This is a genomic window from Serratia sp. 2723, assembly GCF_050434425.1.
GTDB lineage: Bacteria > Pseudomonadota > Gammaproteobacteria > Enterobacterales > Enterobacteriaceae > Chania.
The window spans coordinates 42,254-68,317 of the sequence record NZ_JBNDIN010000015.1 but is presented as its reverse complement, the minus strand read 5'-3'; the positions used below and the strand labels follow the sequence as shown (position 1 = coordinate 68,317).

The 26,064-nt window shown below is 54.3% G+C and carries 20 protein-coding genes; 16 read left to right on the top strand and 4 right to left on the bottom strand.

Annotated elements, in window-relative coordinates:
* Positions 1-89: 89 nt before the first annotated feature.
* From ABIE29_RS19730 to lpxK, 3 genes are read left to right on the top strand one after another with little or no spacing between them, the layout of a single operon-like run.
* Positions 90-2,378 carry a ComEC family protein gene (locus tag ABIE29_RS19730; RefSeq protein WP_429620530.1) on the top strand — a complete coding sequence of 763 codons (2,289 nt, stop codon included), beginning with the start codon at positions 90-92 and terminating at the stop codon, positions 2,376-2,378.
* Between the two features lie 35 nt (positions 2,379-2,413).
* Positions 2,414-4,159 carry a lipid A ABC transporter ATP-binding protein/permease MsbA gene (msbA, locus tag ABIE29_RS19725; RefSeq protein WP_429620528.1) on the top strand — a complete coding sequence of 582 codons (1,746 nt, stop codon included), beginning with the start codon at positions 2,414-2,416 and terminating at the stop codon, positions 4,157-4,159.
* Positions 4,159-5,136 carry a tetraacyldisaccharide 4'-kinase gene (lpxK, locus tag ABIE29_RS19720; RefSeq protein ID WP_429620526.1) on the top strand — a complete coding sequence of 326 codons (978 nt, stop codon included), beginning with the start codon at positions 4,159-4,161 and terminating at the stop codon, positions 5,134-5,136. The genes msbA and lpxK overlap by 1 nt, the downstream gene beginning before the upstream one ends.
* Here lpxK and hglS read toward each other — a convergent pair.
* The gene (gene hglS, locus ABIE29_RS19715; RefSeq protein WP_429620524.1) at positions 5,129-6,544 is read right to left on the bottom strand and encodes a 2-oxoadipate dioxygenase/decarboxylase HglS; all 1,416 of its coding nucleotides are present in this window, start codon (positions 6,542-6,544) and stop codon (positions 5,129-5,131) included. The genes lpxK and hglS overlap by 8 nt on opposite strands.
* Positions 6,545-7,059: 515 nt before the next feature.
* On the opposite strand from hglS, the gene cspE reads away from it, so the two are divergent.
* From cspE to ABIE29_RS19685, 6 genes are all read left to right on the top strand, one after another.
* On the top strand, positions 7,060-7,269 hold the full coding sequence (gene cspE, locus ABIE29_RS19710; protein ID WP_021804914.1) for a transcription antiterminator/RNA stability regulator CspE: 210 nt from the start codon (positions 7,060-7,062) through the stop codon (positions 7,267-7,269).
* Between the two features lie 221 nt (positions 7,270-7,490).
* Complete coding sequence (locus tag ABIE29_RS19705; protein WP_037412097.1) at positions 7,491-7,712, top strand: cold-shock protein; 222 nt, start codon at positions 7,491-7,493, stop codon at positions 7,710-7,712.
* 110 nt (positions 7,713-7,822) lie between these two features.
* Entirely contained in the window at positions 7,823-9,082 is a 1,260-nt protein-coding gene (locus ABIE29_RS19700) for a winged helix-turn-helix domain-containing protein (RefSeq protein WP_429620521.1), read from the top strand.
* 469 nt (positions 9,083-9,551) lie between these two features.
* On the top strand, positions 9,552-9,734 hold the full coding sequence (locus ABIE29_RS19695; RefSeq protein WP_021804911.1) for a Trm112 family protein: 183 nt from the start codon (positions 9,552-9,554) through the stop codon (positions 9,732-9,734).
* Positions 9,731-10,480 (top strand): 3-deoxy-manno-octulosonate cytidylyltransferase, encoded by a 750-nt coding sequence (kdsB, locus tag ABIE29_RS19690; RefSeq protein ID WP_024530368.1) that lies wholly within the window; start codon positions 9,731-9,733, stop codon positions 10,478-10,480. The genes ABIE29_RS19695 and kdsB overlap by 4 nt, the downstream gene beginning before the upstream one ends.
* Before the next feature lie 133 nt (positions 10,481-10,613).
* Positions 10,614-11,510: a YcbJ family phosphotransferase gene (locus ABIE29_RS19685; RefSeq protein WP_429620519.1), complete on the top strand. Its 897-nt coding sequence runs from the start codon at positions 10,614-10,616 to the stop codon at positions 11,508-11,510.
* Here ABIE29_RS19685 and elyC read toward each other — a convergent pair.
* Positions 11,507-12,280 carry an envelope biogenesis factor ElyC gene (gene elyC / locus ABIE29_RS19680; RefSeq protein WP_429620517.1) on the bottom strand — a complete coding sequence of 258 codons (774 nt, stop codon included), beginning with the start codon at positions 12,278-12,280 and terminating at the stop codon, positions 11,507-11,509. The genes ABIE29_RS19685 and elyC overlap by 4 nt on opposite strands.
* Before the next feature lie 152 nt (positions 12,281-12,432).
* Between elyC and cmoM the strand changes: the two genes are divergently transcribed.
* From cmoM to ABIE29_RS19645, 7 genes are all read left to right on the top strand, one after another.
* The gene (cmoM, locus tag ABIE29_RS19675; RefSeq protein WP_429620515.1) at positions 12,433-13,218 is read left to right on the top strand and encodes a tRNA uridine 5-oxyacetic acid(34) methyltransferase CmoM; all 786 of its coding nucleotides are present in this window, start codon (positions 12,433-12,435) and stop codon (positions 13,216-13,218) included.
* On the top strand, positions 13,215-14,537 hold the full coding sequence (mukF, locus tag ABIE29_RS19670; RefSeq protein ID WP_248946610.1) for a chromosome partition protein MukF: 1,323 nt from the start codon (positions 13,215-13,217) through the stop codon (positions 14,535-14,537). The genes cmoM and mukF overlap by 4 nt, the downstream gene beginning before the upstream one ends.
* Positions 14,518-15,246 carry a chromosome partition protein MukE gene (gene mukE, locus ABIE29_RS19665; RefSeq protein WP_429620513.1) on the top strand — a complete coding sequence of 243 codons (729 nt, stop codon included), beginning with the start codon at positions 14,518-14,520 and terminating at the stop codon, positions 15,244-15,246. The genes mukF and mukE overlap by 20 nt, the downstream gene beginning before the upstream one ends.
* The gene (gene mukB, locus ABIE29_RS19660) at positions 15,243-19,682 is read left to right on the top strand and encodes a chromosome partition protein MukB (protein ID WP_429620511.1); all 4,440 of its coding nucleotides are present in this window, start codon (positions 15,243-15,245) and stop codon (positions 19,680-19,682) included. The genes mukE and mukB overlap by 4 nt, the downstream gene beginning before the upstream one ends.
* Before the next feature lie 219 nt (positions 19,683-19,901).
* Positions 19,902-21,752, top strand: a complete 1,851-nt coding sequence (gene ldtD, locus ABIE29_RS19655) for a L,D-transpeptidase (protein WP_429620509.1) — start codon at positions 19,902-19,904, stop codon at positions 21,750-21,752.
* Positions 21,753-21,932: 180 nt separating this feature from the next.
* Positions 21,933-22,481 (top strand): DUF882 domain-containing protein, encoded by a 549-nt coding sequence (locus tag ABIE29_RS19650; protein WP_429620507.1) that lies wholly within the window; start codon positions 21,933-21,935, stop codon positions 22,479-22,481.
* Between the two features lie 68 nt (positions 22,482-22,549).
* The gene (locus ABIE29_RS19645) at positions 22,550-23,197 is read left to right on the top strand and encodes an MBL fold metallo-hydrolase (protein WP_429620505.1); all 648 of its coding nucleotides are present in this window, start codon (positions 22,550-22,552) and stop codon (positions 23,195-23,197) included.
* Between the two features lie 60 nt (positions 23,198-23,257).
* On the opposite strand, the gene ABIE29_RS19640 is transcribed toward ABIE29_RS19645, so the two are convergent.
* Entirely contained in the window at positions 23,258-24,448 is a 1,191-nt protein-coding gene (locus tag ABIE29_RS19640) for an amino acid aminotransferase (RefSeq protein ID WP_429620503.1), read from the bottom strand.
* A gap of 247 nt (positions 24,449-24,695) precedes the next feature.
* The gene (gene ompC / locus ABIE29_RS19635) at positions 24,696-25,808 is read right to left on the bottom strand and encodes a porin OmpC (protein WP_429620623.1); all 1,113 of its coding nucleotides are present in this window, start codon (positions 25,806-25,808) and stop codon (positions 24,696-24,698) included.
* Positions 25,809-26,064 lie beyond the last annotated feature (256 nt).

Here is a 26,064-nt window from a genome sequence, read left to right as displayed (position 1 = left end):
CAACCGATTGTTTACAAAACCCTTTCCGGAATAGCAACCTGCAACTGGCGGTTATCCGTCTGAGAAGTCACATTTGTGACAGGATAAACTTGGCAAGGAGCGCGAAAATCAGGATCTCACTGGATAGGGCCGCCATCGCTTTGGTGATGGGGATGCTGCCAATACTGTTTTTACCCCACTTACCGTCGTGGCCTTTGTTGATGGGGCTAGCCGTTGCCGCTCTGTGGTTATGGCGACATAAACCTAATCCATGCTGTCAGGCACTGTGCTGCTGCCTGCTGGGCTTTATCTACGCCACCGGCAGTGCCAGCCTGTTGATGCAGCAAGTCGCAGCGTTGACGGCCAGCGGCGATAAAGCCGTGATTGCTTCAGTGCGTAACATTTGGCTGGACGGGGCTGAAACGTCACAGGTGCAACTGCGTATTGAGCAGGTCAGCGGACGCTGGTTGGTGCCTGCGTTGTCCTTTACGGCAAACTGGCGCGGCGAAAAGCCCTGTGCGGGGCAACGTTGGGCGATGAAGGTTCGCTTCCGTCCGGTACACAGCAGCCTGAATGAAGGGGGTTTTGACGGTCAGCGTTGGGCCATTGCTAATCGGCAACCGTTGCGTGGCTTTGTTCGTTCCGCAACGGCACTGGATAAGGGCTGCAACTGGCGCCAGCAGATCGTCACGCAGAGGGATCAATCGCTCATGCCGCTGACGCAACGCCCGGTGTTGCTGGCGCTGGCGTTTGGCGAACGGACGCTGATGAGTAATGAGCTGCGTGGGCAACTGATGAAAACCGGCGTGGCTCACCTGATGGCGATTTCTGGCCTGCATATTTCCCTGGCTGCCGTCTTTGCCTGGGGGTTGGCGCGTGGCGTGCAGTTTTTATTGCCCGCGCGTTACATCGGCTACCGCTTGCCGTTGCTCGTCAGTTGGTTGATGGCGCTGTGCTATGTGTGGTTGGCGGGTGGGCAACCTCCGGCAATGCGAGCCTTTATTGCCTTGTCTCTGTGGTTCTGGTTGCGCCTCAAAGGTGTTTCCTGTACTTCCTGGCAAATCTGGTTGTGGTGTATCAGCCTGCTGTTGCTTTGCGATCCTATGTCGGTGCTTTCGGACAGCTTTTGGCTCTCCGCCCTGGCGGTTGCGGCCTTAATCTTTTGGTTTGAATGGGCACCGCTGCCGAGGCGCTTCAGCGCATTTTGGGGTTGGGCACCTTTGCGTTGGCTACACATGCAGCTAGGGATGACGCTGTTGCTGATGCCGTTACAATTTGGCCTGTTTCATGGCTTGAGTTGGACCTCGTTACCTGCCAACCTTTGGGCGGTACCGATCGTTTCTCTGCTGTCGGTTCCGTTGATATTATTGGCATTAATGCTGTTTTTTATTCCGCCGGTAAGCCACTGGTGTTGGCAATTGGCCGATCTTACCGTCAGTTGGGCCTTATGGCCGCTACCCAGGCTTGAGCAAGGGTGGCTACAGGTTGGGGCTGCCTTGCTGCAATTCAGCGCTCTTGGCTGGCTAGCCGTGGTTTGCTGGCGTTTTCGCTGGTGGTATCATTTTCCTGTCGGTTGCGCCGTGGTGATGTTAGGTTGCCTATGCTGGCGGGAAAGGTCGCCAGATTATCGCTGGCGGGTCGATATGATCGACGTAGGGCACGGTCTGGCGGTGGTGATCGAGCGGGAAGGAAAGGCCGTCATCTACGACACTGGAAATCGCTGGCAAACTTCCAGCGCGGCAGAACGCAACATTTTGCCATTCCTGCACTGGCGGCAGATCTCGCTGGAGCAAATTGTGATCAGCCATAGCCATCTGGATCATATCGGCGGCTTGCCGATATTAGCAGCCGCATTTCCACTGGCCAGCGTGCGTACGCCGATCGCCAACGTAGGCCACCTGCCTTGCGTTCAAGGGCAACGCTGGGTGTGGCGAGAGCTAAACTTTCAGGTGTTGTGGCCGCCTGCACGGGTGGATTATGCTGCCAACGATGATTCCTGCGTAGTGCGTGTCGATGACGGCAAGTTCAGCCTGTTGCTGACTGGTGATATTGAACGCCGGGCCGAGCAGGCGTTACTGAAACAACGTGCGAATTTACCCAGCACTATCCTTCAGGTGCCTCATCACGGCAGCAAGACATCTTCAACGCCGCCATTTTTGCGTGCCGTTGCCCCCGAGCTGGCGTTTGCCTCGGCATCCCGCTATAACGCCTGGCGATTACCGGCAGCAAAAATAGTAAAACGCTATCGGCAAAATCACATTCCCTGGCGCGATACGGCCCGCTCAGGGCAGCTCAGCGTGTTTTTTTATCGTCATGATTGGCAAGTTAAAGGCTTTCGCGAACAACTAAATCCACGTTGGTATCATCAGCGGTTTGGCGTTGAGGGGGATAATGAGTAGAATGGGCCGCTATTTCTTCCGATGCTGGTATTTGCATGATGAATGATAAAGATCTCTCCACCTGGCAGACGTTCCGTCGCCTCTGGCCGATGATCACTCCTTTTAAAGCCGGTTTGGTGGTAGCTGCCGTGGCGCTGGTTTTAAACGCTGCGGGTGATACGTTAATGTTGTCCCTGCTCAAACCGTTATTAGACGACTTTGGTAAAGCCGATAGCCGAGTCTTGCATTGGATGCCGCTGGTCGTGATTGGCCTGATGCTGATGCGTGGCATCACCAGCTATGTCTCCAGCTATTGTATTTCCTGGGTGTCTGGCATGGTGGTGATGCAGATGCGTCGTCGTCTGTTCGGCCATATGATGAGAATGCCGGTGGCCTTTTTTGACCAGCAATCGACAGGAACGCTGCTTTCACGTATTACCTACGATTCGGAACAGGTAGCTTCATCCTCTTCCAGCGCGTTGGTTACCGTGGTGCGTGAAGGGGCCTCGATCATCGGCCTGTTCATCATGATGTTTTATTACAGCTGGCAGCTTTCGCTGATCCTGATCGTGCTGGCCCCGATCGTCTCGTTCGCGATCCGTCTGGTCTCCAAACGTTTCCGCAATATCAGTAAAAATATGCAAAACACCATGGGGCAGGTGACGACCAGTGCAGAACAGATGCTGAAAGGGCATAAAGAAGTGCTGATCTTTGGTGGCCAACAGGTGGAAACCGAGCGTTTCAACACCGTCAGTAACCGCATGCGTCAGCATGGAATGAAGTTGGTTTCGGCTTCTTCTATTGCCGATCCTATTATTCAGTTGATCGCCTCATTGGCATTGGCGTTTGTGCTGTTTGCAGCAAGCTTCCCTAGCGTGATGGATACGCTGACAGCCGGTACCATTACCGTGGTGTTCTCCGCCATGATTGCCTTGATGCGCCCACTGAAATCCTTGACCAACGTCAATGCCCAGTTCCAGCGCGGGATGGCGGCCTGCCAGACGTTGTTCTCTATCCTGGATTTGGAACAGGAAAAGGATACCGGTACTCGCCAGGTTGAGCGTGCCAAAGGTGATATCGAATTCCGTAATGTGACCTTTGCCTATCCAGGGCGTGAGATCCCGGCGCTGCGTGATATCAATCTGAGCATTTCAGAAGGTAAAACGGTGGCGTTGGTTGGCCGTTCTGGTTCGGGTAAATCGACGATTGCCAACCTGTTGACGCGCTTCTACGACGTGCAGGAAGGGCAGATCCTGATGGATGGCCATGATCTGCGGGAATATACCCTGGCCTCGTTGCGCGATCAGGTTGCCCTGGTCTCACAGAACGTCCACCTGTTCAACGACACCATTGCCAACAACATTGCCTATGCTCGTGAAGAGCGCTACAGCCGTGAAGAAATTGAGAAAGCGGCGCGTATGGCCTATGCCACCGACTTCATTGATAAAATGGAGCATGGTCTGGATACGGTGATCGGTGAGAACGGCGTGATGCTTTCCGGTGGTCAGCGTCAGCGTATTGCCATCGCTCGTGCCTTGCTGCGAGATTGCCCAATCCTGATCCTGGATGAAGCCACCTCCGCGCTGGATACTGAATCCGAGCGTGCGATCCAGGCGGCCTTGGACGAACTGCAGAAAAACCGTACCTCATTGGTGATTGCCCACCGCCTGTCGACTATCGAGAAAGCCGATGAGATCCTGGTGGTTGAAGATGGGCGTATCGTTGAACGTGGCCAGCATGCCGAGTTGATCGAGCAGAAAGGGGCTTACGCACAACTTCACCGTATGCAGTTTGGTCAGTAATGATAGAGCGCATCTGGTCCGGTAGTTCACTGGTTTACCTGCTGCTGTTGCCGCTCTCCTGGCTGTATGGCCTGGTGAGCGGCCTGATCCGCCTTAGCTACCGTTGTGGCTTGCGCAAGAGTTGGCGTGCGCCGGTGCCGGTGGTTATTGTGGGGAACCTCACGGCGGGTGGCAACGGTAAAACACCGATGGTGATCTGGTTGGTTGAACAGCTGCAACAGCGTGGCTACCGGGTCGGCGTGGTTTCCAGAGGTTACGGCGGCAAGTCGGCGGTCTATCCGCTGGTGCTGGATGCTCAGACCACCACCCGGCAGGCCGGTGATGAACCCGTGCTGATCTATCAGCGCACCGGGGCGCCGGTGGCTATTTCGCCAAAGCGCGCCGAAGCGGTGCAAGCCTTGTTGAACCAGGGCGAGCTTGATTTGATCATCACCGACGATGGCCTCCAGCACTATGCTTTACAGCGTGATTTTGAGCTGGTGGTGATCGATGGTGTTCGTCGCTTCGGTAATGGTTGGTGGTTACCCGCTGGCCCGATGCGTGAGCGTGTGTCCCGCTTAAAGACGGTGGATGCCTGTGTGGCAAATGGCGGTGTTGCCCAGCCGGGGGAAATCGCCATGAAGCTCCAGGCGCAGGATGCGGTGAATATTGCCAGCGGTGAACGCCGCCCGGCGATCGAATTACCCCACGTAGTGGCGATGGCAGGGATCGGTCATCCCCCAAGGTTTTTCGCCACGCTGGAAAAGTTGGGGGTTGAGGTCGAGCGCGAGGTGGCCTTTGCCGATCACCAGGAATACAACCACGGGCAGTTAGCCGCACTGGTGAGTCAGGGGCAAACGTTGCTGATGACCGAAAAGGATGCGGTGAAATGCCGTACCTTTGCCCAGCCTGACTGGTGGTATCTGCCGGTTGAAGCGGTACTTCCCACCGAGCAGGCCGAGCAACTGTTACACGAGATCCAGCAGTTAATCAAATAATCCAAGCCTCCAAAGCGCGCAATCCCAAGGCTTGCGCGCAAGCCTGTAGCGAGCGCTGCTGCGTTTGCTGATAAAGCGCCAACTCATCAATCACGTCTGCCCCTAATGCCTGTTCAAACGCCGCTCGGCTCGATGCTGCTGCGTATTGCGCATGGTGGCTCCCCCCCAGATTAGACTGAAAAATTCCGGCGGCGCTGACTGGCAGGAAATCCTCATACACCAGTGGCTGGAAGCGGATGTAGTCCAGAGCGATGAGCTGTTCGAGCGTGCTGTGCTGCTCAATGGTGTCTTTAGCTGCCAGCCCACATTCGGTAGGGAAATAGCGGAACCAGGCTAATTGCTGCACACGTAGTGCATTGTAATCATCCGGGAAAGCCTGGAAATGTTCAGCCAGCAGTTGGTAATAGCGTGGAGCATTATCTTCCGTAGCCGGAACCTGTAATGCATCCTGGGCGGCCTGCAGCAGGCGATCGTAGAGCGCCCGCCCTTTGGCGGTCAGGGCTACGCCCCGTTGCTCAATCTCACCGAAACGCGCGGTGTGATGCCCCACAACCTGATGACCGTCAGGTTCGATAAACAAGACTTGTTCCTCTAACGCTTTGAAACTGGTCTGGCGTAACAGAATAGGGCAGTGGCGCGTAGGCGGGCCTTCGATCACCGCTTTGGGCGGGATCCCGCGTTCTGGCATTGCCGCCTGTACCCGATCGATATCCAGCGTTCTTGGCGTCAGATGGTTGATATGTGGCCCTTTGAAGGCAACGATATCGGCGATCAGGCGATGTTGATTGTGCAACTGTTGATATTCACTGGCGCTGACGGTGGCCAAACGGTGCCAACGGAAGGTTTCGAGCGCCTGGGCAACGAATTCTTGCGCCTGTTCGGCATCCAGCCCGCCCTGGATTTCATGTAACGCTATCAGCTCCAAAGCCCGCTCGGTAAAAATGCAGCGGCGATCCAGTAGCCGTTGTGCCAGCTCGCGCAGCGCCACATTCTCAATCAGTTCCAGCCGTAGCAACGAAGTAAATATGCGAAACGGGCTGACTTGCAGATCGGCTTCATGTATGGCACGAAAGGCGGTGGAGTGGACGGGGACGCCAGCAGCGGTCAGATCATAATAACCCACCGGAGACATGCCCATGACGGCAAACAGTCGTCGTAAGGTCTGCAATTCAGCTGCTGTGCCGACGCGGATAGCGCCGTGGCGCTCCATAGATAATCGACCGATTTCACCGGTAATCTGTAACCCATGGGCCAAGGCTGAATCTTTACTCAGTACCTCCCGGTTGGTTTCTGCGACCAGTTCGATCAAGTCACCGTATAGTGGCACCTCTTGTTGATACATGGCCGACATTGCCAGGGAAAATTTGGCGCGAATTTCATTCGGCGAGATGAAGTGCTGGTCGATCATACTGCTAGCTCCTTAGCTCAATAAAATCTGAAAATGCGGCTTAGGCCGTCAATAGTGCTGGCTAGATGACCCCTCACCGTGTTTTTGACTCAAGTCTAGTCAGTTGGTTCGTGATTTGTTATCGGTTGGCTAACGATATTAGTGTTTTATGCGTTGGCTCTCATTTGCAGTCATAACCCCAAGTGGTGAGTGATGAGCGAGATGCTCCCTCGGCGAGCTTAAAATAAGATAAAATTAAATTATTAAAATCAGTGTGATAGGTTTTTTTTGTGCGGACATAGCTAAAAAGTGTGATAAATCTCTTGTCTTGATGATGAGTTTATGAGTAAATGCATGTCGGCCTGTGATGCAGCGCTATTTATGTACGAGTATAGATTAAGTAGTTCCTCCCAAGACGTTATCATCCGATTCCGCTTCAAAGACGAACCTTCTAAGTACCTCCCATAAGTAATGATTCTGAAAAACGGCCAAATTGCCATAGGGCAGGTTTTGTAAATATTTAAAAGGTAATAGTAATGTCTAAGAAGACTGGTCAGGTTAAGTGGTTCAACGAAAGTAAAGGTTTTGGTTTCATTGAACAACAAGATGGCGGCAAAGATGTATTCGTACACTTCTCTGCAATCATGACCGAAGGTTTCAAGACTCTGGCAGAAGGCCAGCGTGTTGAGTATACCATTCAGGACAGCCCGCGCGGGCCGGCTGCCGCCAACGTTGTTGCTCTGTAAGTTTACAGGGAATAGCGTATAGAGAGCTTAATACAACCATAATGACGCGTTTATGCTGAGTTATGCGGAAGATATTAGGTTCAAACAGCCCGCCGCAGTGCGGGTTTTTTAATTTTTGCTCATGAGAGGTTTGTTACGAAAAACTTTAGGATGGGCTGGTAGTGTCCCCACAATAACAAAAATAACGTTGTGAAGGATGCTCAAGTGAAAGGATATAAAATATGTTTAAGAATACAATGCTAAAAATGGGCCAAGTGAAATGGTTTGATCAGGCTCAAGGCTATGGTTTTATTTCACCGGTCGATGGTAGTGACGAAATTTATGTTAGCCGCCGTGCTATCGCCAATACCAAGAACAAGTCATTAAACGAAGGTCAGAACGTCGAGTTCTCGATCTATCGTAGCTCTCACGGGCTGTCAGCGGCAGACGTTATCGCCTTCTGACCCAAACTTTCCTCGCCAGTGCCGGTGCCGCCACCCCATGCACTGGCGAAGAAAATTTCTCCAGGATCCTCTATCATCAGGCCATTGCTCAATGACCCTTGGATATCAGGATGCCAATCCCCGTTATTTCGCTTTCCTCTGCCCGCGCGCTTCATCTTGCCGCTCAAGGGCTGCTATCCCCGATCAAACGACAGGCTCGTCCCGATGATGTGGTTACCGCCATCGATCGTATGGGGTTGCTGCAAATTGACACCATCAGCGTGGTGGCCCGCAGCCCTTACCTGGTGCTGTTCAGTCGCCTAGGCGATTATCGGTCAGAATGGCTGGAACAGGCGTTGGCTAGCCGCAAACTGTTTGAGTACTGGGCGCACGAAGCCTGTTTTCTCCCCATCGATGACTTTGGTCTGTTACGTCACCGCATGCTGCAACCGCAGGGGATGGGGTGGAAATACTCGCAGGAATGGGTGCAACAGCACCAACAGGCTATCGACGAACTGCTACAGCATATCGCGGTGCAGGGGCCGGTGCGTTCGGCCGATTTTAGCGCCGAAAAGAAAGGTGCTAACGGCTGGTGGGATTGGAAACCGGAAAAGCGTCATCTGGAAATTCTATTTACCTCTGGCAAATTGATGGTGGCTGAACGCCGTAATTTTCACCGTGTCTACGATCTCACCGAACGTTTATTGCCGCAGTGGAATGATGATGTGCATGCCATACCCCAGGCGATGGCACAGCAAGAGATGCTCAGGCGCAGTTGCCGCTATCTCGGCGTGTTTAAAGCCGAATGGCTGGCGGATTATTACCGCTTGAAACGCGTCGCCCCCAAACCGTTGCTGGCAACGCTATTACAGCAGGGAGAGATCTCCCAGATCGCTATCGACGGGCTGGAAGGGGAATTTTATGTCCATCAGTCGCTGGCGGCCGAGTTGGCGCTGGCGGAACAAGGGAAGTTGAAATCCACGGTGACCTGCCTGCTGTCTCCTTTTGATCCGGTGGTGTGGGATCGGCGGCGTGCGCTGGAACTGTTCAACTTTGATTATCGGCTGGAATGCTACACGCCAAAAGAAAAGCGCCAGTATGGCTATTTTACCTTGCCGCTGTTGCAGCGGGGTGAACTGATTGGCCGGGTGGATGCGAAAATGCACCGCAAACAGGGCGTATTTGAAGTGATCAGTTTCCATCTTGAATCTGGGGTCAAGCTGGGCAAGCAGCGCTGTCAGGATATTCGTCAGGCAATCACCCGTACGGCGAAATGGCACGGGGCGCAGCAGGTCTCGCTAGGAGATGTACCAGCATCGTTGGCAGCAGAGTGGGGGCAAGGCTGGGGAGTTCCCTCACCCCAACCCTCTCCCACAGGGAGAGGGAGCTGAAAGTCCCTGCTCTGTTGGGAGACAGAAGATAATCTTAGCAATACGTCAGGGATTCGCCATGTCCTATAGGTGCTGGTATCAGATATGGATTTCAATCAGTAACAGGATTAATGTTAAAGGCGTGTACCGTAATTAAGATGTGGCACGTCAAGTCCCCTCTCCTGGGGGAGAGGGTTAGGGTGAGGGCGTTTTCTTGGCGTTACGGACACAACCTAAGCTTTGTTAGTTGCTGTAGTTGGCAAACAGCGCGATGATTTTATGAAGGCGTTTGATCATTTGCAGGTTCTCATTTTTTTGTGATGCACATCACAAAAAATTCTACGCCTGCTAATGAGGTGATTCAACCCCCGCAGAAAAATTTCCCGTTCGGCAACCGTCTGAGCAAATCAGGCGGTGATTAACCGGCCCTATGGCGTTATGCTATCCTCACGCACTTTCCCTGTTAGCATATCTTCCCCTTGGAGGAAGCATGGATCACCGTTTACTCGAAATCATTGCCTGCCCGGTTTGCAACGGTAAGCTCTATTTCAACAAAGAACATCAGGAACTGGTCTGCAAACTGGACGGCCTGGCCTACCCATTGCGTGATGGTATTCCGGTATTGCTGGAAAACGAAGCGCGCACCATCCCACTGGACGAGAAACACGCATGAGTTTTATCGCTATCATCCCGGCGCGTTACGCGTCCACCCGCTTGCCGGGTAAGCCGTTGGCGGATATCCACGGTAAGCCGATGGTGGTGCATGTGATGGAACGAGCCCGTGAATCAGGGGCTTCCCGCGTGATTGTCGCCACCGATCACCCTGAGGTGGCCAAAGCGGTCGAAGCTGCCGGCGGTGAAGTTTGCATGACCAGCCCTGATCACCATTCCGGCACCGAACGCCTGGCGGAAGTGATCGAGAAATGTGGCTTTGCCGATGATGAGATTATTGTCAATGTGCAAGGCGATGAGCCGATGATCCCGCCGGTTATCGTACGTCAAGTGGCAGAAAATCTGGCAGCTAGCAGCGCAGGGATGGCCACGTTGGCGGTGCCGATCGAAACCGCAGAAGAAGCCTTCAACCCGAATGCGGTCAAGGTGGTGATGGATGCGCAAGGCTATGCGCTCTATTTCTCGCGCGCCACCATCCCTTGGGATCGTGAGCGTTTTGCCCAGTCAAAAGAGAGTATTGGCAATAGCCTGCTACGGCATATCGGGATTTATGCCTACCGTGCCGGTTTTGTCCGCCGCTACGTCAGTTGGCAGCCAAGCCAGCTGGAACAGATTGAGCTGCTGGAGCAGTTGCGTGTGCTGTGGTACGGCGAAAAGATCCACGTCGCGGTGGCGCAGGCCATTCCGAGCGTCGGTGTCGATACCCCAGAAGACCTGCAACGAGTGCGGGACAGCATCAAGCGTTGAGTCGTCTATTGGCCGGGGACCCCGGCCATCTCAATTCCTTGATTTACCCCTTTTATTGATCTGTATTGAAGAATTTCTCCGCTCACCGTTCAATGATGACAGATGCTTTTCCTAATCTGGAGGGTTTCGTTCCATGGAGCAGCTGCGTGCCGAATTGAGTATTGTGCTGGGGGAGTCCGTCGGTCGTCTGGAACGCGTCAGCGAACAACCTTATGCCCATCTGTATTCACTCTACGATCGCCAGGATCATGCGATCCCGTTGATGGCGAAAAGCTTTGTCTGTGAGGGCATTGCCCAGCAGGAAGCTTACAAGCTATCCATGCTGGCGCGTGAAGGGGATATTCGTCTGCCAACGGTGTTTGGCGTGGTTTACACCCGGCAAGCGCCCTACAAAGAGATTTTGCTGATCGAACGCCTGCGTGGCGTGTCGGTCGAAGCTCCAACACGGACTTTGGCCCGTTGGGAAGCCTTGATGGACCAGATTGTCGACGGCATGCTGGCCTGGCACCGTATTGACAGCCACGGTTGCGTGGGCTCGGTAGACAGCACGCAGGAGAATGATTGGTGCAGCTGGTATCAGCAGCGTGTCGAGGTGCTTTGGTCAACCCTGGGTAATCTTAACTCGCCGCTGTTAAGTATGGCAGATCGCCGTCTGCTGTACCGTTCGCGTGAAATGCTGATCGACTTTTTTGCCGATTTTGATGATCCTTGCGTGCTGGTGCACGGTAATCTGGGTTTACGCAGCATGCTGAAAGATGCCAAAACCGACCAACTGCTGGCGATGCTCAATCCAGGCATGATGCTGTGGGCACCGCGGGAATATGAGCTGTTCAGGCTCTGTGAGGCGGGGATGCCGGATCGGTTACTGTTCCACTACCTACAACGTGCGCCGGTGGCGGAGTCCTTCCTGATGCGCCGTTGGCTCTATGTGGTGTGGGAAGCGGTGGCCAGGCTGATCCATACCGGCAAGCTGGATCGCCCGGCGTTCGATCAGGCCGCGCAGCAGCTACGGCCCTGGTTGGCTCATTAATCGCTGCTGGCCTCATTGTCCCCTTTTAGCCGTTGCCACAGACTGCCCAGCGTTTCATATGCCGCTCGTTCACTGTGTCCAAGAAACATAGCGGAAGGCATCACCCGATCCCAGATATTCAGCGGTGAGGTTATGGCCAGCTGATTGGCCGGAGCCGGGATTGGGTGCAGGCCCTGGGCCTCAAAGAAGCGTATGGCACGCGGCAAGTGATTGGCGGATGTCACCAGCACAAACGGCTGTTGTCCCACCAATTTGGCGACCTCTGCGGCTTCCTGCTCGGTATCCCGCGGGCGGTCCACCAGTACGATGTCGTTGGCAGGCACGCCGAGGCTTTCCGCCACCAGTGCTGCGGTGGCCGCGCTGCTTCGCGTTTTCGCGCCTTTTCCGCCGGTAAAGACCATCTTGCTACCTGGGTGCGACAGGTATAGCCTGACGCCTTCCGTCACCCGTGGCAGACTGTTGTTGAGCAGGTTGGAACTGGGTGCCCAGTCTGGGTTATAGGTGTAACCGCCGCCCAGCACCACGATATAGTCAATCGGGCCGTTACCCCTATAGGTCGCGTAGCTGGACTCAAGCGGCCGCAACAGGCGATCGGCGACCGGCTGCAGGCTGAGCAGCAGCAACAGCAGCCAGCTCAGGCTTAATATGACTTTGCCGCTTTTCTGCCAACGGGTAAACCACAGCAGCAATAATGCCAGCCCCATTAACAACAGCAGGGCAGGTAGTGGCATCATCAGGCCACCAATAAATTTTTTTAGGTGAAATAACATCAAAAATCAGGTCCTTTTGGGCGAAAAAACGGCATCTGGCCGCATTCATGCTGCAAGAAGATTTATTCTAAGCCAGTCTGTGCCAAAATAGCAGGTTTGAATGGGCAGGCGCTTTGCCGTCGGCCAAGATAGAATCAGCGGAGCCGTTGTCCATGCAGGATCGCAATTTTGACGATATTGCCGAGAAGTTTGCGCGTAATATTTACGGCACCACCAAGGGGAAAATCCGTCAGGCGGTAGTCTGGCAGGATCTGACCACGCTGCTGGCCCAGTTGCCACAGCGGCCGCTGCGCATTCTGGATGCCGGAGGGGGCGAAGGCCATATGGCTTGCCAACTGGCAGAATTAGGACATCAGGTCTTGTTGTGCGATCTTTCTGGTGAGATGATCCAACGCGCTGCGTTGCTGGCCGAGCAGAAAGGTGTGAGCCAGAACATGCAATTCATACAAAGTTCGGCGCAAGAGATTGGTCAGCATTTGGCACAACCGGTCGATCTGATATTGTTCCATGCGGTTTTGGAGTGGATCGCCGAACCACAGGTAGCATTACAGGCGTTGTTTGAATGCCTGGTGCCCGGCGGCGCACTGTCACTGATGTTCTTTAATGCCAACGGTTTGTTGATGCGTAATGTGGTGTTGGGCAATTTCCAACTGGTGGATCCCGAGATCAGGCGGCGTCGCAAGCGTTCGCTGTCGCCGCAGTATCCACACAGTCCACCGCTGGTTTACGGCTGGTTGGAGCAGATGGGCATGCAGATTTCAGGCAAAACCGGCGTGAGGGTTTTCCATGATTATCTGCAAAGCAGGCAGCTACAGACCCAAAAATTTGAAGAGTTACTGGCGCTTGAACAGCTCTATTGTCGGCAAGAGCCGTACGTGAGTTTGGGGCGCTATATTCACGTCTCGGCGCATAAACCGATCCTGAAGGACGAACTATGAGTGAATTTTCCCAGACAGTACCCGAATTGGTCGCCTGGGCACGGAAAAATGATTTCTCTATTTCGCTCCCCACTGAGCGTCTTGCGTTTTTGCTGGCTATCGCCACGTTAAATGGTGAGCGGCTGGACGGCGAGATGAGCGAAGGTGAGCTGGTTGATGCATTTCGCCATGTCAGCAAAGGGTTTGAACAGACGCATGAAACGGTGGCGATGCGCGCCAACAATGCGATTAACGACATGGTGCGCCAGCGCCTGTTGAACCGTTTTACCAGCGAGTTGGCGGACGGCAATGCCATCTATCGTCTGACGCCGTTGGGCATTGGGATTACCGATTACTATATCCGCCAACGTGAGTTTTCGACCCTGCGCCTTTCCATGCAGCTGTCGATCGTGGCGGAAGAGTTAAAGCGTGCCGCAGACGCTGCCGAAGAGGGCGGCGATGATTTCCATTGGCACCGCAACGTCTTTGCTCCGCTGAAATACTCGGTAGCGGAGATCTTCGACAGTATCGATCTGACCCAGCGCCTGATGGATGAACAGCAGCAGAGCGTGAAAGAAGATATCGCGGCGCTGCTCAACCAGGATTGGCGTGCGGCTATCTCCAGTTGTGAGATGCTGCTGTCGGAAACCTCCGGCACCCTGCGTGAACTACAGGATACGCTGGAGGCCGCTGGTGATAAACTCCAGGCCAACCTGCTGCGTATTCAGGACGCCACGCTGGGGGAGATGGAGCTGGGCTTTGTCGATAAGCTGGTGTTTGATTTGCAAAGCAAGCTGGATCGTATCATCAGCTGGGGCCAACAGGCGATTGACCTGTGGATCGGCTATGATCGCCATGTGCACAAGTTTATCCGTACCGCGATCGATATGGATAAAAACCGCGTGTTCGCCCAACGCCTGCGCCAATCGGTACAAAACTACTTCGATAACCCTTGGACGCTGACCCATGCCTCAGCCTCTCGTCTGCTCGATATGCGAGACGAAGAGCTGGCGTTACGCAGTGAGGAAGTCACCGGGGAGCTGCCGCCAGATCTGGAATATGAAGAGTTCAGCGAAATTCGCGAACAGTTGGCAGCGATGATCGAACAGGCACTGAAGGTTTACCAGGAACAAAAAATGCCGCTCGATTTAGGGGCCGTGATGCGCGATTATCTGGCGCAATATCCGCGTGTGCGTCACTTTGACGTTGCCCGCATAGTGGTCGACCAGGCAGTGCGCCTTGGTGTGGCTGAAGCTGATTTTTCAGGGTTGCCCGCGCAATGGCAGGCAATCAATGATTACGGAGCCAAGGTACAGGCCCATGTCATCGACAAATATTGAACAAGTAATGCCAGTCAAGCTGGCCAAGGCATTGTCTAATACGTTGTTTCCGGCGTTGGACAGCCAATTGCGCGCAGGTCGTCACATCGGTATCGATGAGTTGGACAACCATGCATTCCTCATGGATTTTCAAGACGAGCTGGAAGAGTTTTATACCCGTTACGGCGTCGAGCTGATCCGGGCGCCGGAAGGGTTCTTCTATTTGCGCCCGCGCTCGACCACGCTCATTCCACGCTCGGTGCTTTCCGAATTGGACATGATGGTCGGCAAGATCCTGTGCTACCTCTACCTGAGCCCCGAACGCCTGGCGCATGAAGGCATTTTCAGCCAGCAGGAGCTGTACGATGAACTGTTGAGCCTGGCGGATGAGAGCAAGCTGCTGAAGTTCGTCAACCAGCGTTCCACCGGTTCGGATCTCGATCGTCAGAAACTGCACGAAAAAGTGCGCTCCTCGCTCAATCGCCTGCGCCGTCTGGGCATGGTGTATTTCATGGGCAATGACAACAGCAAATTCCGCATTACCGAGGCGGTGTTCCGCTTTGGTGCCGATGTGCGTAGCGGTGACGACCCGCGCGAAGCCCAGTTGCGGATGATCCGTGACGGTGAGGCAATGCCGGTTGAAAACAGCCTGTCACTGAACGATGAAGTTGATGCGGAAGATGCGCAGGCAGAGACCACCCCGGACAGTGCAGAGGATGAACAGGAATGATTGAACGCGGTAAATTTCGCTCACTGACGCTGGTTAACTGGAACGGTTTCTTTGCTCGAACCTTTGATCTGGATGAGTTGGTCACTACGCTTTCTGGCGGTAACGGGGCCGGCAAGTCCACTACCATGGCGGCCTTCGTCACGGCGCTGATCCCGGATCTGACGCTGCTGCACTTTCGTAACACCACCGAAGCCGGAGCTACCAGCGGTTCGCGCGATAAAGGCCTGCACGGTAAATTGCGTGCCGGTGTCTGCTACTCAACGTTAGACGTGGTCAACTCGCGCCACCAGCGTGTGGTGGTCGGGGTTCGTCTGCAACAGGTAGCGGGGCGCGATCGTAAGGTCGATATCAAACCTTTCACCATTCAGGGGCTGCCAACGGCGGTGCAACCGACCGAACTGCTGACCCAGACCGTGGGCGAGCGTCAGGCTCGAGTCCTTTCGTTGCAGGAATTGAAAGAGCGTGTTGAAGAGATGGAAGGAGTGCAGTTCAAGCAGTTCAACTCCATCACCGATTACCACGCCCTGATGTTTGATCTGGGGGTGCTGCCTAAGCGTCTGCGCACGTCTTCCGACCGCAGCAAGTTCTATCGCTTGATCGAAGCCTCGCTGTACGGCGGGATTTCCAGTGCCATCACCCGTTCTCTGCGTGATTACCTGTTGCCGGAAAACGGCGGCGTGCGTAAAGCGTTCCAGGATATGGAAGCCGCGCTGCGCGAGAACCGCATGACGCTGGAAGCGATCCGCGTCACCCAGTCGGACCGTGATCTGTTCAAGCATCTGATCTCCGAAGCGACCTCGTACGTTGCCGCAGACTACATGCGACACGCCAATGAACGGCGTATCCATCTGGATGGGGCGCTGGTATTGCGCAACGAGTTGCTGAGCAGTCGCAAACAGCTGGCCGCCGAGCAGTTCCGCCACGTTGAAATGGCGCGTGAGCTGGCTGAGCAAAGCGGTGCCGAATCCGATCTGGAAACCGATTATCAGGCCGCCAGCGATCACCTCAATCTGGTGCAGACCGCAATGCGCCAGCAGGAAAAGATCGAACGCTATGAAGGCGATCTGGAAGAGCTGACCTACCGTCTGGAAGAACAGAATGAGGTTGTCGCCGAAGCGAGTGAGCAGCAGGCGGAAAACGAAGCGCGTGCCGAAGCCGCAGAGCTGGAGGTGGATGAGCTGAAAAGCCAGCTCGCCGATTACCAGCAGGCGCTGGACGTGCAGCAAACCCGCGCCATTCAATATCAGCAGGCACTCCAGGCGCTTGAGCGCGCCCGTGCGCTGTGCCAGGTGCCGGAACTCACCGCCGAAAATGCCGAAGAGTGGCTGGATACCTTCCAGGCACGCGAGCAGGAAGCGACAGAGTCCCTGTTGCAGTTGGAACAAAAATTAAGCGTGGCGGATGCGGCTCACAGCCAGTTCGAGCAGGCCTACCAGCTGGTGGGTAAAATTGCGGGCGAAGTCAGCCGCAGTGAAGCCTGGCAAACTGCGCGTGAGCTCTTGCGTGACTGGCCTTCGCAGCAGCATCAGGCCGAGCGTGTGCAGCCGTTGCGGATACGTTTGAGCGAGTTGGAGCAACGCTTGCGCTCGCAGCAGGATGCCGAACGTCTGTTGCAGGAGTTCTGCAAACGTCACGGGCAGAGTTATCAGCCGGATGAGCTTGATGCCTTGCAGCAGGAGCTGGAAGAGCGTTTGGAATCGTTGTCGCAAAGCGTCAGCGAAGCCGGTGAGCGCCGGATGGAAATGCGCCAGGAGCTGGAGCAGATCCAACAGCGCATCAAAGAGCTGACCGCCAGGGCACCAATTTGGTTGGCCGCGCAGGATTCACTGACCCAGCTCAGCGAGCAGAGCGGTGAAGCCTTCGAAGATGGTCAGCAGGTTACCGAATACATGCAGCAACTGCTGGAGCGCGAACGCGAAACCACGGTTGAACGTGACGAAGTCGCCAGCCGCAAGCGCGAAATCGAAGCGCAGGTTGAGCGCCTCAGCCAGCCGAGCGGGGCAGAAGATCAGCGTCTGGTGACGCTGGCGGAGCGCTTTGGCGGCGTGCTGCTGTCGGAAATCTATGACGATGTCACCATTGACGATGCCCCGTACTTCTCCGCGCTGTACGGCCCGTCGCGCCACGCCATTGTGGTGCCGGATCTGTCGCTGGTGCGCGAGATGCTGGAAGGGTTGGAAGATTGCCCGGAAGATCTCTACCTGATCGAAGGGGATCCGCAGTCGTTTGACGACAGTGTGTTCGCTGTCGAAGAGCAAGAAAAAGCGGTGGTAGTGAAAATTGCCGATCGCCAGTGGCGTTACTCGCGCTACCCTGAGGTGCCGCTATTTGGCCGTGCTGCTCGGGAAAATCGCCTGGAAGTGCTGTACGCAGAACGTGACTTATTGGCCGAACGCTACGCCACCTTGTCATTTGACGTGCAGAAAACCCAGCGTTCTCATCAGGCGTTCAGCCGTTTTATCGGCTCGCACCTCGCCGTGGCGTTTGACGCGGATCCCGAGGCGGATATCCGCGCGCTGAACAGCCGGCGGGGTGAAATTGAGCGTGCGCTCAATAACCACGAAGCGCAGAACCAACAGCAGCGTCAGCAATACGATCAGGCAAAAGAGGGCATTTCTGCGCTCAACCGCCTGATGCCGCTGGTTTCACTGTTGAATGATGAAACCTTGCAGGATCGTGTCGAAGAGATCCGCGAGGAAATGGAAGAGGCGCAGGATGCTGCGCGCTATATCCAACAGCACGGCGTTTCCTTGGCCAAGCTGGAACCGATGTTGTCGGTGCTGCAAAGCGATCCGGAGCAGCATGAGCAGTTACAGCAGGACTATGCTCAGGCCCAGGCCACCCAACGCCAGGCCAAACAGCAAGCCTTTTCCCTGACGGAAGTGGTACAGCGCCGCGCACACTTCAGCTATACCGATTCTGCCGGCATGCAGAATGCCGATAACGATCTCAACGATAAACTGCGTCAACGCCTGGAACATGCGGAAGCGGAACGTACCCGCGCCCGTGAGCAACTGCGCCAGTATCAGACCCAGTTTACGCAATACAGCCAAGTACTGGCCTCGCTGAAAAGCTCTTATGACGCCAAACGCGACATGCTTAAAGAGCTGAGCCAGGAACTGGTGGACATTGGCGTGCAGGCCGATGCCAATGCCGAAGCCCGCGCGCGGCAGCGCCGGGACGAATTACATGCATCGCTGAGCAATAACCGTAACCGCCGTAACCAGTTGGAGAAACAGCTGACCTTCTGCGAAGCGGAAATGGACAGCCTGCAAAAGAGACTGCGCAAGCTGGAGCGTGATTATTATCAACTGCGTGAGCAAGTGGTGACGGCCAAGGCGGGCTGGTGTGCCGTGATGCGTCTGGTGAAAGACAACGGGGTTGAACGCCGTCTGCACCGTCGTGAACTGGCCTATATGGACGGTGACGAGCTGCGTTCGATGTCGGATAAGGCATTGGGTGCGCTGCGTCTGGCGGTGGCGGATAACGAACATCTGCGTGATGTGCTGCGCCTGTCGGAAGATCCGAAACGGCCAGAGCGCAAGATCCAGTTCTTTATCGCGGTCTATCAGCATCTGCGCGAGCGTATCCGCCAGGATATTATCCGCACTGACGATCCGGTCGAAGCTATCGAACAAATGGAGATCGAACTGGGCCGTCTGACCGAAGAGCTGACTGCGCGCGAACAGAAACTGGCGATCAGTTCGAAGAGCGTGGCGAACATTATCCGCAAGACCATTCAGCGCGAGCAGAACCGTATCCGGATGCTCAACCAGGGGCTGCAAGCGGTTTCCTTCGGTCAGGTGAAGAGCGTGCGTTTGAACGTCAACGTACGGGAAGCACATGCCACCTTGCTGGATGTGCTCTCCGAGCAGCAGGAACAGCATCAGGATCTGTTTAACAGCAACCGTCTGACCTTCTCGGAAGCGTTGGCCAAGCTGTATCAGCGCCTGAACCCGCAGATCGATATGGGCCAGCGTACGCCACAAACCATTGGTGAAGAGTTGCTGGATTATCGTAACTACCTGGAGCTGGAGGTGGAAGTCTTCCGTGGCTCCGACGGCTGGCTGCGTGCGGAAAGTGGCGCGCTGTCTACCGGGGAGGCGATCGGTACCGGCATGTCAATTCTGGTGATGGTGGTGCAGAGCTGGGAAGAGGAGTCACGCCGCCTGCGGGGTAAAGATATTTCGCCTTGTCGCCTGCTGTTCCTTGATGAAGCCGCGCGTCTGGATGCCAAATCCATCGCTACGCTGTTTGAGCTGTGCGATCGTCTGGAGATGCAGTTGATTATCGCCGCGCCAGAAAACATCAGCCCGGAAAAGGGGACTACCTATAAACTGGTGCGTAAGGTGTTCCAGAACCATGAGCATGTGCACGTGGTTGGCCTGCGTGGGTTCGCCAGTGAACAACCGGCTTTAGACTCGGTGTCGGAATAAACGTCACAAAGCTAAAAAAATGCCCTATAAATCTGAAAATAGCCGCCTGAAGGTGGCTATTTTTTTACATGACGAGGATGATAGGTCTGTTTTTTTGCCAGTGATAAGCTGGGATGAAATGGTTATTTACGGCGCCGAGAGCAAAAGCGTCGTTCTGTTTGTATACTGAAACTAATAATAGTCTGTGCAGTATTTTTGTGAGCCTACAGGGGGCAAGGGATGTTGCTTAAAAATGGAAACTCAGTACGACGTCTGGCATTGAGTTGCGCAATCGCGTGTGGTTTTGCCATGTCGTTTTCCGCATGGGCAACTGTACCGGCGTTACCGATGGCGTCATCGTCATCAGGGATGTCCACGGCACAAAGTCGTGCCGAACTGCTTACGGCATTGCCGAAAAGCGTAGTGCCGTATTATCTCTCCACTTTGGCACAGCTGTATGCTGCCAACCAGATGCAACCTATGTGGCAAGATCGGGAAGCGGTACTGCAATTTCAGCAGCAGCTGGCTGAGTTGGCAATTTCTGGCGTACAGCCGCAGTTTACTCAATGGGTAAAACTGCTGACCGATCCGCTCATCACCGATATGGCGCGTGATATTGTGCTGTCGGATGCCATGCTGGGTTATTTGCAGTTTGTCTCCTCAATCGGGGCCAACGGCAACAATTGGCTGTACAGCAATATTCCTTACAAGCTGAAGGTGCCGGCGAATACGGTGATCAACCAGTGGCAGCTCTCGCTGCATCAGGGCAAAACGCTGGCCTATATCAATTCGTTGGCCCCGCAGCATCCTCAGTACGCCAAAATGCATTTGGCGCTGCGCGAGATGCTGGCGGATGGGCGGCCATGGCCACAAATGACCAATGGCGCAAGCTTGCGTCCAGGTCAGCTCAGCGACGATATTCCTGCGCTGCGCGATATTCTGGCGCGTACCGGTATGCTGATCGCCACTCCGGCGGTAGCACCCGCTTCGCCTGAGCCTGAAGTTATCAGCGCCAGCGTGACGACTCCGGCGGCGGATGATGACCTGTCGGTAGATGAAGAGAAGGATCGTGCTACCGCAGTGGCTGTCGTTAGCCCTGGAGCGGCATCGATCAAAGATCTTGCTCCTTCTCCAGAGGCGACCGCGCAGGTCCAACCTGCCAGTCCGGTTTCGGTAACGGATAATCGTTACACAGAAGATCTGGTGGAAGGGGTCAAACGTTTCCAGATCTGGCAAGGTCTGACGCCTGATGGCATCATCGGTACCCGGACGCGTGAATGGCTGAACGTTTCGCCACAAACTCGTGCTTCACTGCTGGCGTTGAACATCCAGCGCCTGCGCATTCTGCCGGGGCACGTTGATACCGGCATTATGGTCAACATCCCGAACTACTCGCTCACCTACTATTTGAATGGTAATGAAGTGTTATCTTCGCGGGTGATTGTTGGCCGTCCGAGCCGTAAGACACCGTTGATGAGCAGCGCGTTGAATAACGTGGTGGTCAACCCACCGTGGAACGTGCCAACCAAGTTGATCCGTGAAGATATCGTGCCCAAGGCCATGCGTGATGCCAGCTACTTCCAGAAACACGGCTACCGGGTGTTCTCAGGGTGGAGCAACGATGCGGAAGTGATCGATCCGGCAATGATTGACTGGGCCGTAGTTTCGCCGCGCAATTTCCCTTACCGCATCCAGCAGGCGCCGGGGACCAGCAACTCGTTAGGGCGTTTCAAGTTCAACATGCCAAGTTCGGATGCCATCTACCTGCATGACACCCCGAACCACGGCCTGTTCCAGAAAGATATCCGTGCCTTGAGTTCTGGCTGTGTGCGCGTTAACAAGGCTTCCGATCTGGCCAACATGCTGTTGCAGGATGCCGGTTGGAACAATACCCGCGTCTCCTCTACGCTGAAACAGGGCAACACCACGTACGTGAACATCCGCCAGCATATTCCAGTTCAGTTGTATTACCTGACAGCCTGGATCTCGGATGACGGTAAGCCACAGTTCCGTACAGATATTTACAATTATGATGCGACAGTGAGATCGGGCGCACAAATTTTGGCTCAGGCCGAAAAATTGATGCAATAAATGCAGTAATTCTAGCTAAATAGCGGTCTGAATGTCTGGTCAGTAACAGGCACTTTTTTTTGTGAGTGCCGGTAAACCACAGCGTATCGCGGGTTGACTCCGCATACGCTGGCGGTTATGGTTCGGGCAGTGCGCAGTTTTGTGCATATATTTTGACATTCTTGCCGAGTTTAAAGAGTCATGGACAAAATTGATCATCATCGCCGTAAATGGCTGGCGTTAGGTAGCGCCGCCGTGGGTATCGCACTGCTTCCTGGGCAGGCGTTTGCCAGTATTTCTACCGCTCGCCCGCGTATTCTGTTGTTGAACAACCTCAATACCGGCGAATCCATCAAGGCCGAGTTCTTCAACGGTAAAGGTTACAATAAAGAAGAGTTGGCGCGTCTGAACCATATCTTCCGTGACTATCGGGCCAATAAGGTCAAGAGTATCGATCCTGCTCTGTTTGATCATCTCTATCGCCTACAGGTGATGCTGGGTACCAGCAAACCGGTACAGCTGATTTCTGGCTACCGTTCAATGGCGACCAATACCGAAATGCGTGCGCATAGCCGTGGCGTGGCCAAGCAGAGCTACCATACCAAAGGTCAGGCGATGGATTTCCATATCGAAGGGATCCAACTGAGTAATATCCGTAAGGCTGCGTTAAAAATGCGTGCCGGCGGTGTAGGCTATTATCCACGTAGTAACTTTGTGCACATCGATACCGGCCCGGTGCGGACCTGGTAATCATTGTGCATCATGATCGGTGAATGGCACCCGCCCCTCGGGCGTGGTTCTGTTGTCGTTGGAGCTTTATGAAATACCATATCATCCCCGTAACGGCGTTCAGCCAGAACTGTACGCTCATCTGGTGCGACGTGACCAAACAGGCGGCGCTGGTCGATCCTGGTGGCGATCCGGAAAAACTGAAGGCTGCCATTGCCGAAAAGGGCGTGCAGATCAACCAGATCCTATTGACGCACGGCCATCTCGATCATGTAGGTGCAGCGGCAGAAATGGCCGAGCATTATCAGGTGCCAATCTATGGGCCGGATAAGGAAGATGCCTTCTGGCTTGAAGGTTTGCCAGCACAGAGCCGTATGTTTGGCCTGGATGAATGCGCCGCTCTGACGCCGACCAAATGGTTGCAAGAGGGGGATAAAGTGCAGGTGGGTGAGATGTCACTGAACGTACTGCATTGTCCTGGTCATACGCCTGGCCATATCGTTTTTATCAACGAACAGGCGCGCCTGGCGTTAGTGGGCGACGTATTGTTCAACGGTGGCGTTGGCCGCAGCGATTTCCCGCGCGGAGATCATCAGGCACTGATCGCGTCGATCCGCAGTAAGTTACTGCCTCAGGGCGACGATATGGCGTTTATTCCAGGACACGGCCCAATGTCTACCTTTGGCCATGAACGTCAAACCAACCCGTTCCTGCGCGAAGAACCTGCCATCTGGTAGGGGGCTTCCCGCAAAATAACAAAGGGGCGCCAATGCGCCCCTTTTCAATGCCAAATCTGCTTACAGCACGGCAACAATGGCTTCGCACAGCGGCGCCATATTGTCCGGCGTCATCCCCGCCACGTTAACGCGGCCGGAGTTAACGGCATACACGCCAAACTCATCACGTAGACGTAGAACCTGCTCTTTGGTCAGGCCGCTGAAAGAGAACATGCCGTTCTGGTTGATGATAAAGCTGAAATCCTGCTCCGCCCCTTTTTCCTGCAGGGTGTTAACGAACAGCTGGCGCATACGGTGAATACGCTGACGCATGTCGGTCAGCTCTTGTTCCCAAATGGCGCGCAGCGCTGGGTTACCCAAGATGGTGGCAACTACGGCGGCACCGTGTGACGGTGGGTTCGAGTAGTTGGCACGGATCGCGGCTTTCACCTGGCTGAAGGCACGTTCGGCGGTTTCTGCGTCGGTAGCCACCACGGTGCAGGCACCGACACGCTCGTTATACAGCCCAAAGTTCTTCGAGTAGGAGCTGGCAACGATCAGTTCCTGATGTTTGGCAGCAAAGATACGCAGACCCTGTGCATCTTCTTCCAGGCCCTTGGCGAAGCCTTGGTAGGCGAAGTCGAACAGTGGCAACCAGCCCTTGGTCACGGACAGCTCAGCCAACTGAGCCCATTGTGCTTCGGTTGGATCGATGCCGGTAGGGTTATGGCAGCAACCGTGGAACAGCACCACGTCACCAGCCTGAGCCTGGTTCAGGCTGGTGAGCAGACCGTCGAAGTCCAGCGCGTGGTTGGCGGCGTCGTAATAGTTGTATTCCAACACTTCCAGGCCAACGGCACCAAAGACGTTTTTATGGTTTGGCCAGCTTGGGTTACTGACCCAGATACGTTTGGCGTTGGTCTGGTTGGCAATAAAGTCGGCTGCGACACGCAGGGCACCGGTACCACCAGGGGTTTGCGCGGTACGGGCACGCTTGTCGGCAATAATTGGGCTCTGCTTGCCGAACAATAGTTCTTGCGTGCAGCTGGCAAATTCAGGGATGCCTTCAATGCCCAGATAGTTTTTGGTGGTCTCATTTTCCAGCAGATACTGTTCAGCTTTTTTAACGCTGGTCAGCACCGGCGTTTTGCCAGTTTCGTCTTTATAGACGCCTATCCCTAAGTTGATTTTATTCTCACGCTTGTCCGCGCGGAAAATGTCGGTCAGACCCAGAATCGGATCGGCAGGTGCAGCGGTGATTTTTTCAAACATGTCAGATGCTTCCATGGCCTAGAGTTAAGCAGACAGAAACATCAGGGTAGCGCCAGTTATCGTCTTTGCCAACCGTTTGCGAGAAAAACACCTCGATCTTGTGACGGCGGCAGATTCAGCACAAAAAATGACGGGGAAGGGCGGATTGGCAGAATAAAAAATGGCGCAAAGCGCTAAAAACAAAAACAGGGCCGAAGCCCTGTTTTTTTAACTTAGCTGACGGCGAACCGTCATCAAGTGCAACAACTTAGAACTGGTAAACCAGACCGGTAGCTACGATGTTGTCAGTAGCGATCTTGTTAGCACGAGTGAATTCGTTGTCGTCCAGCAGGTTGATTTTGTAATCAACATAGGTAGACATGTTTTTGTTGAAGTAGTAAGTCGCACCTACGTCAACGTATTTAACCAAGTCAGCGTCGCCGCCGCCGAAGTTACTACCGTTTGCGTTACGGCCAGCCAGGTTTTTACCTTTAGACTGCAGGTAAGCGATGGATGGACGCAGGCCGAAATCGAACTGGTACTGAGCTACCACTTCAAAGTTCTGAGTTTTGTTAGCGATGGTGAAGTCTGATTCGCCGTATGGGGTCATGTTGCGGGTTTCCGCATACATGGTCGCCAAGTAGACGTTGTTCGCGTCGTATTTAGCACCAACGGTCCATGCTTCAGCGTCTTTACCACCAGCAGTAGACAGCTCGGTTTGAGCATTAGTACGGTCAGAACCAGAGTAGGCAGCACCCACGCTCACGCCTGAATCCAGGATTGCGTAAGTAGAGGAGATACCCCAACCGTCACCGTTTTGTTTATTCAGGTCACGCTTGTCGTTTTCGTTCTTGCCTTGGTACTGCACAGCGAAGTTCAGGCCATCAACCATACCGAAGAAGTTGTTGTTACGATAAGTAGCAACACCGTTAGTACGGCCAGTCATGAAGTTGTCGGTGTAGGTGTAAGTATCGCCACCGAACTCTGGCAGCATATCTGTCCAGCCTTCAACGTCATACACTACGCCGTAGTTACGGCCGTAATCGAATGAACCGTAGTCAGCAAATTTCAGACCCGCGAAGCCCAGACGAGTTTTAGTACCTTCGGTACCTTGTGACTCGGCGTGGTTAGCTTGCACGTTGTATTCCCACTGGCCGTAACCGGTCAGTTGGTCAGTAATCTGGGTTTCACCTTTGAAGCCAAAACGAACGTATGACTTGTCGCCATCGTTCTCTTTGTCGTTAGAGAAGTAGTGCAGGCCGTCAACTTTACCGTACAGATCCAGTTTGTTGCCGTCTTTGTTGTAGATCTCAGCTGCGTTGGCTGCACCAGCTGCTAACAGAGCTGGGATCACTACTGCAAGAATGTTGCGCTTCATCATCATTATTACCCTCATTGGTTTTATTCGGACACCTTGCCACTGCCGCCAATAATTCTTTTGGAACTATTGTTGATAGATTGGTGTCGTCCTGTGTCTGCACGCAGTGTTCCATTCACGGGCAGGTTTATCTAGAGCGAAAATGCTACCAATGTCGTAATCTGGTTTCAGAAAGATACCATGTGTAACAATTTGTGTATTTGAGGGAACTTTGTGATGCAGGTCAATAATCAAAAATGCGAAAGGCCAGCTAAGCTGG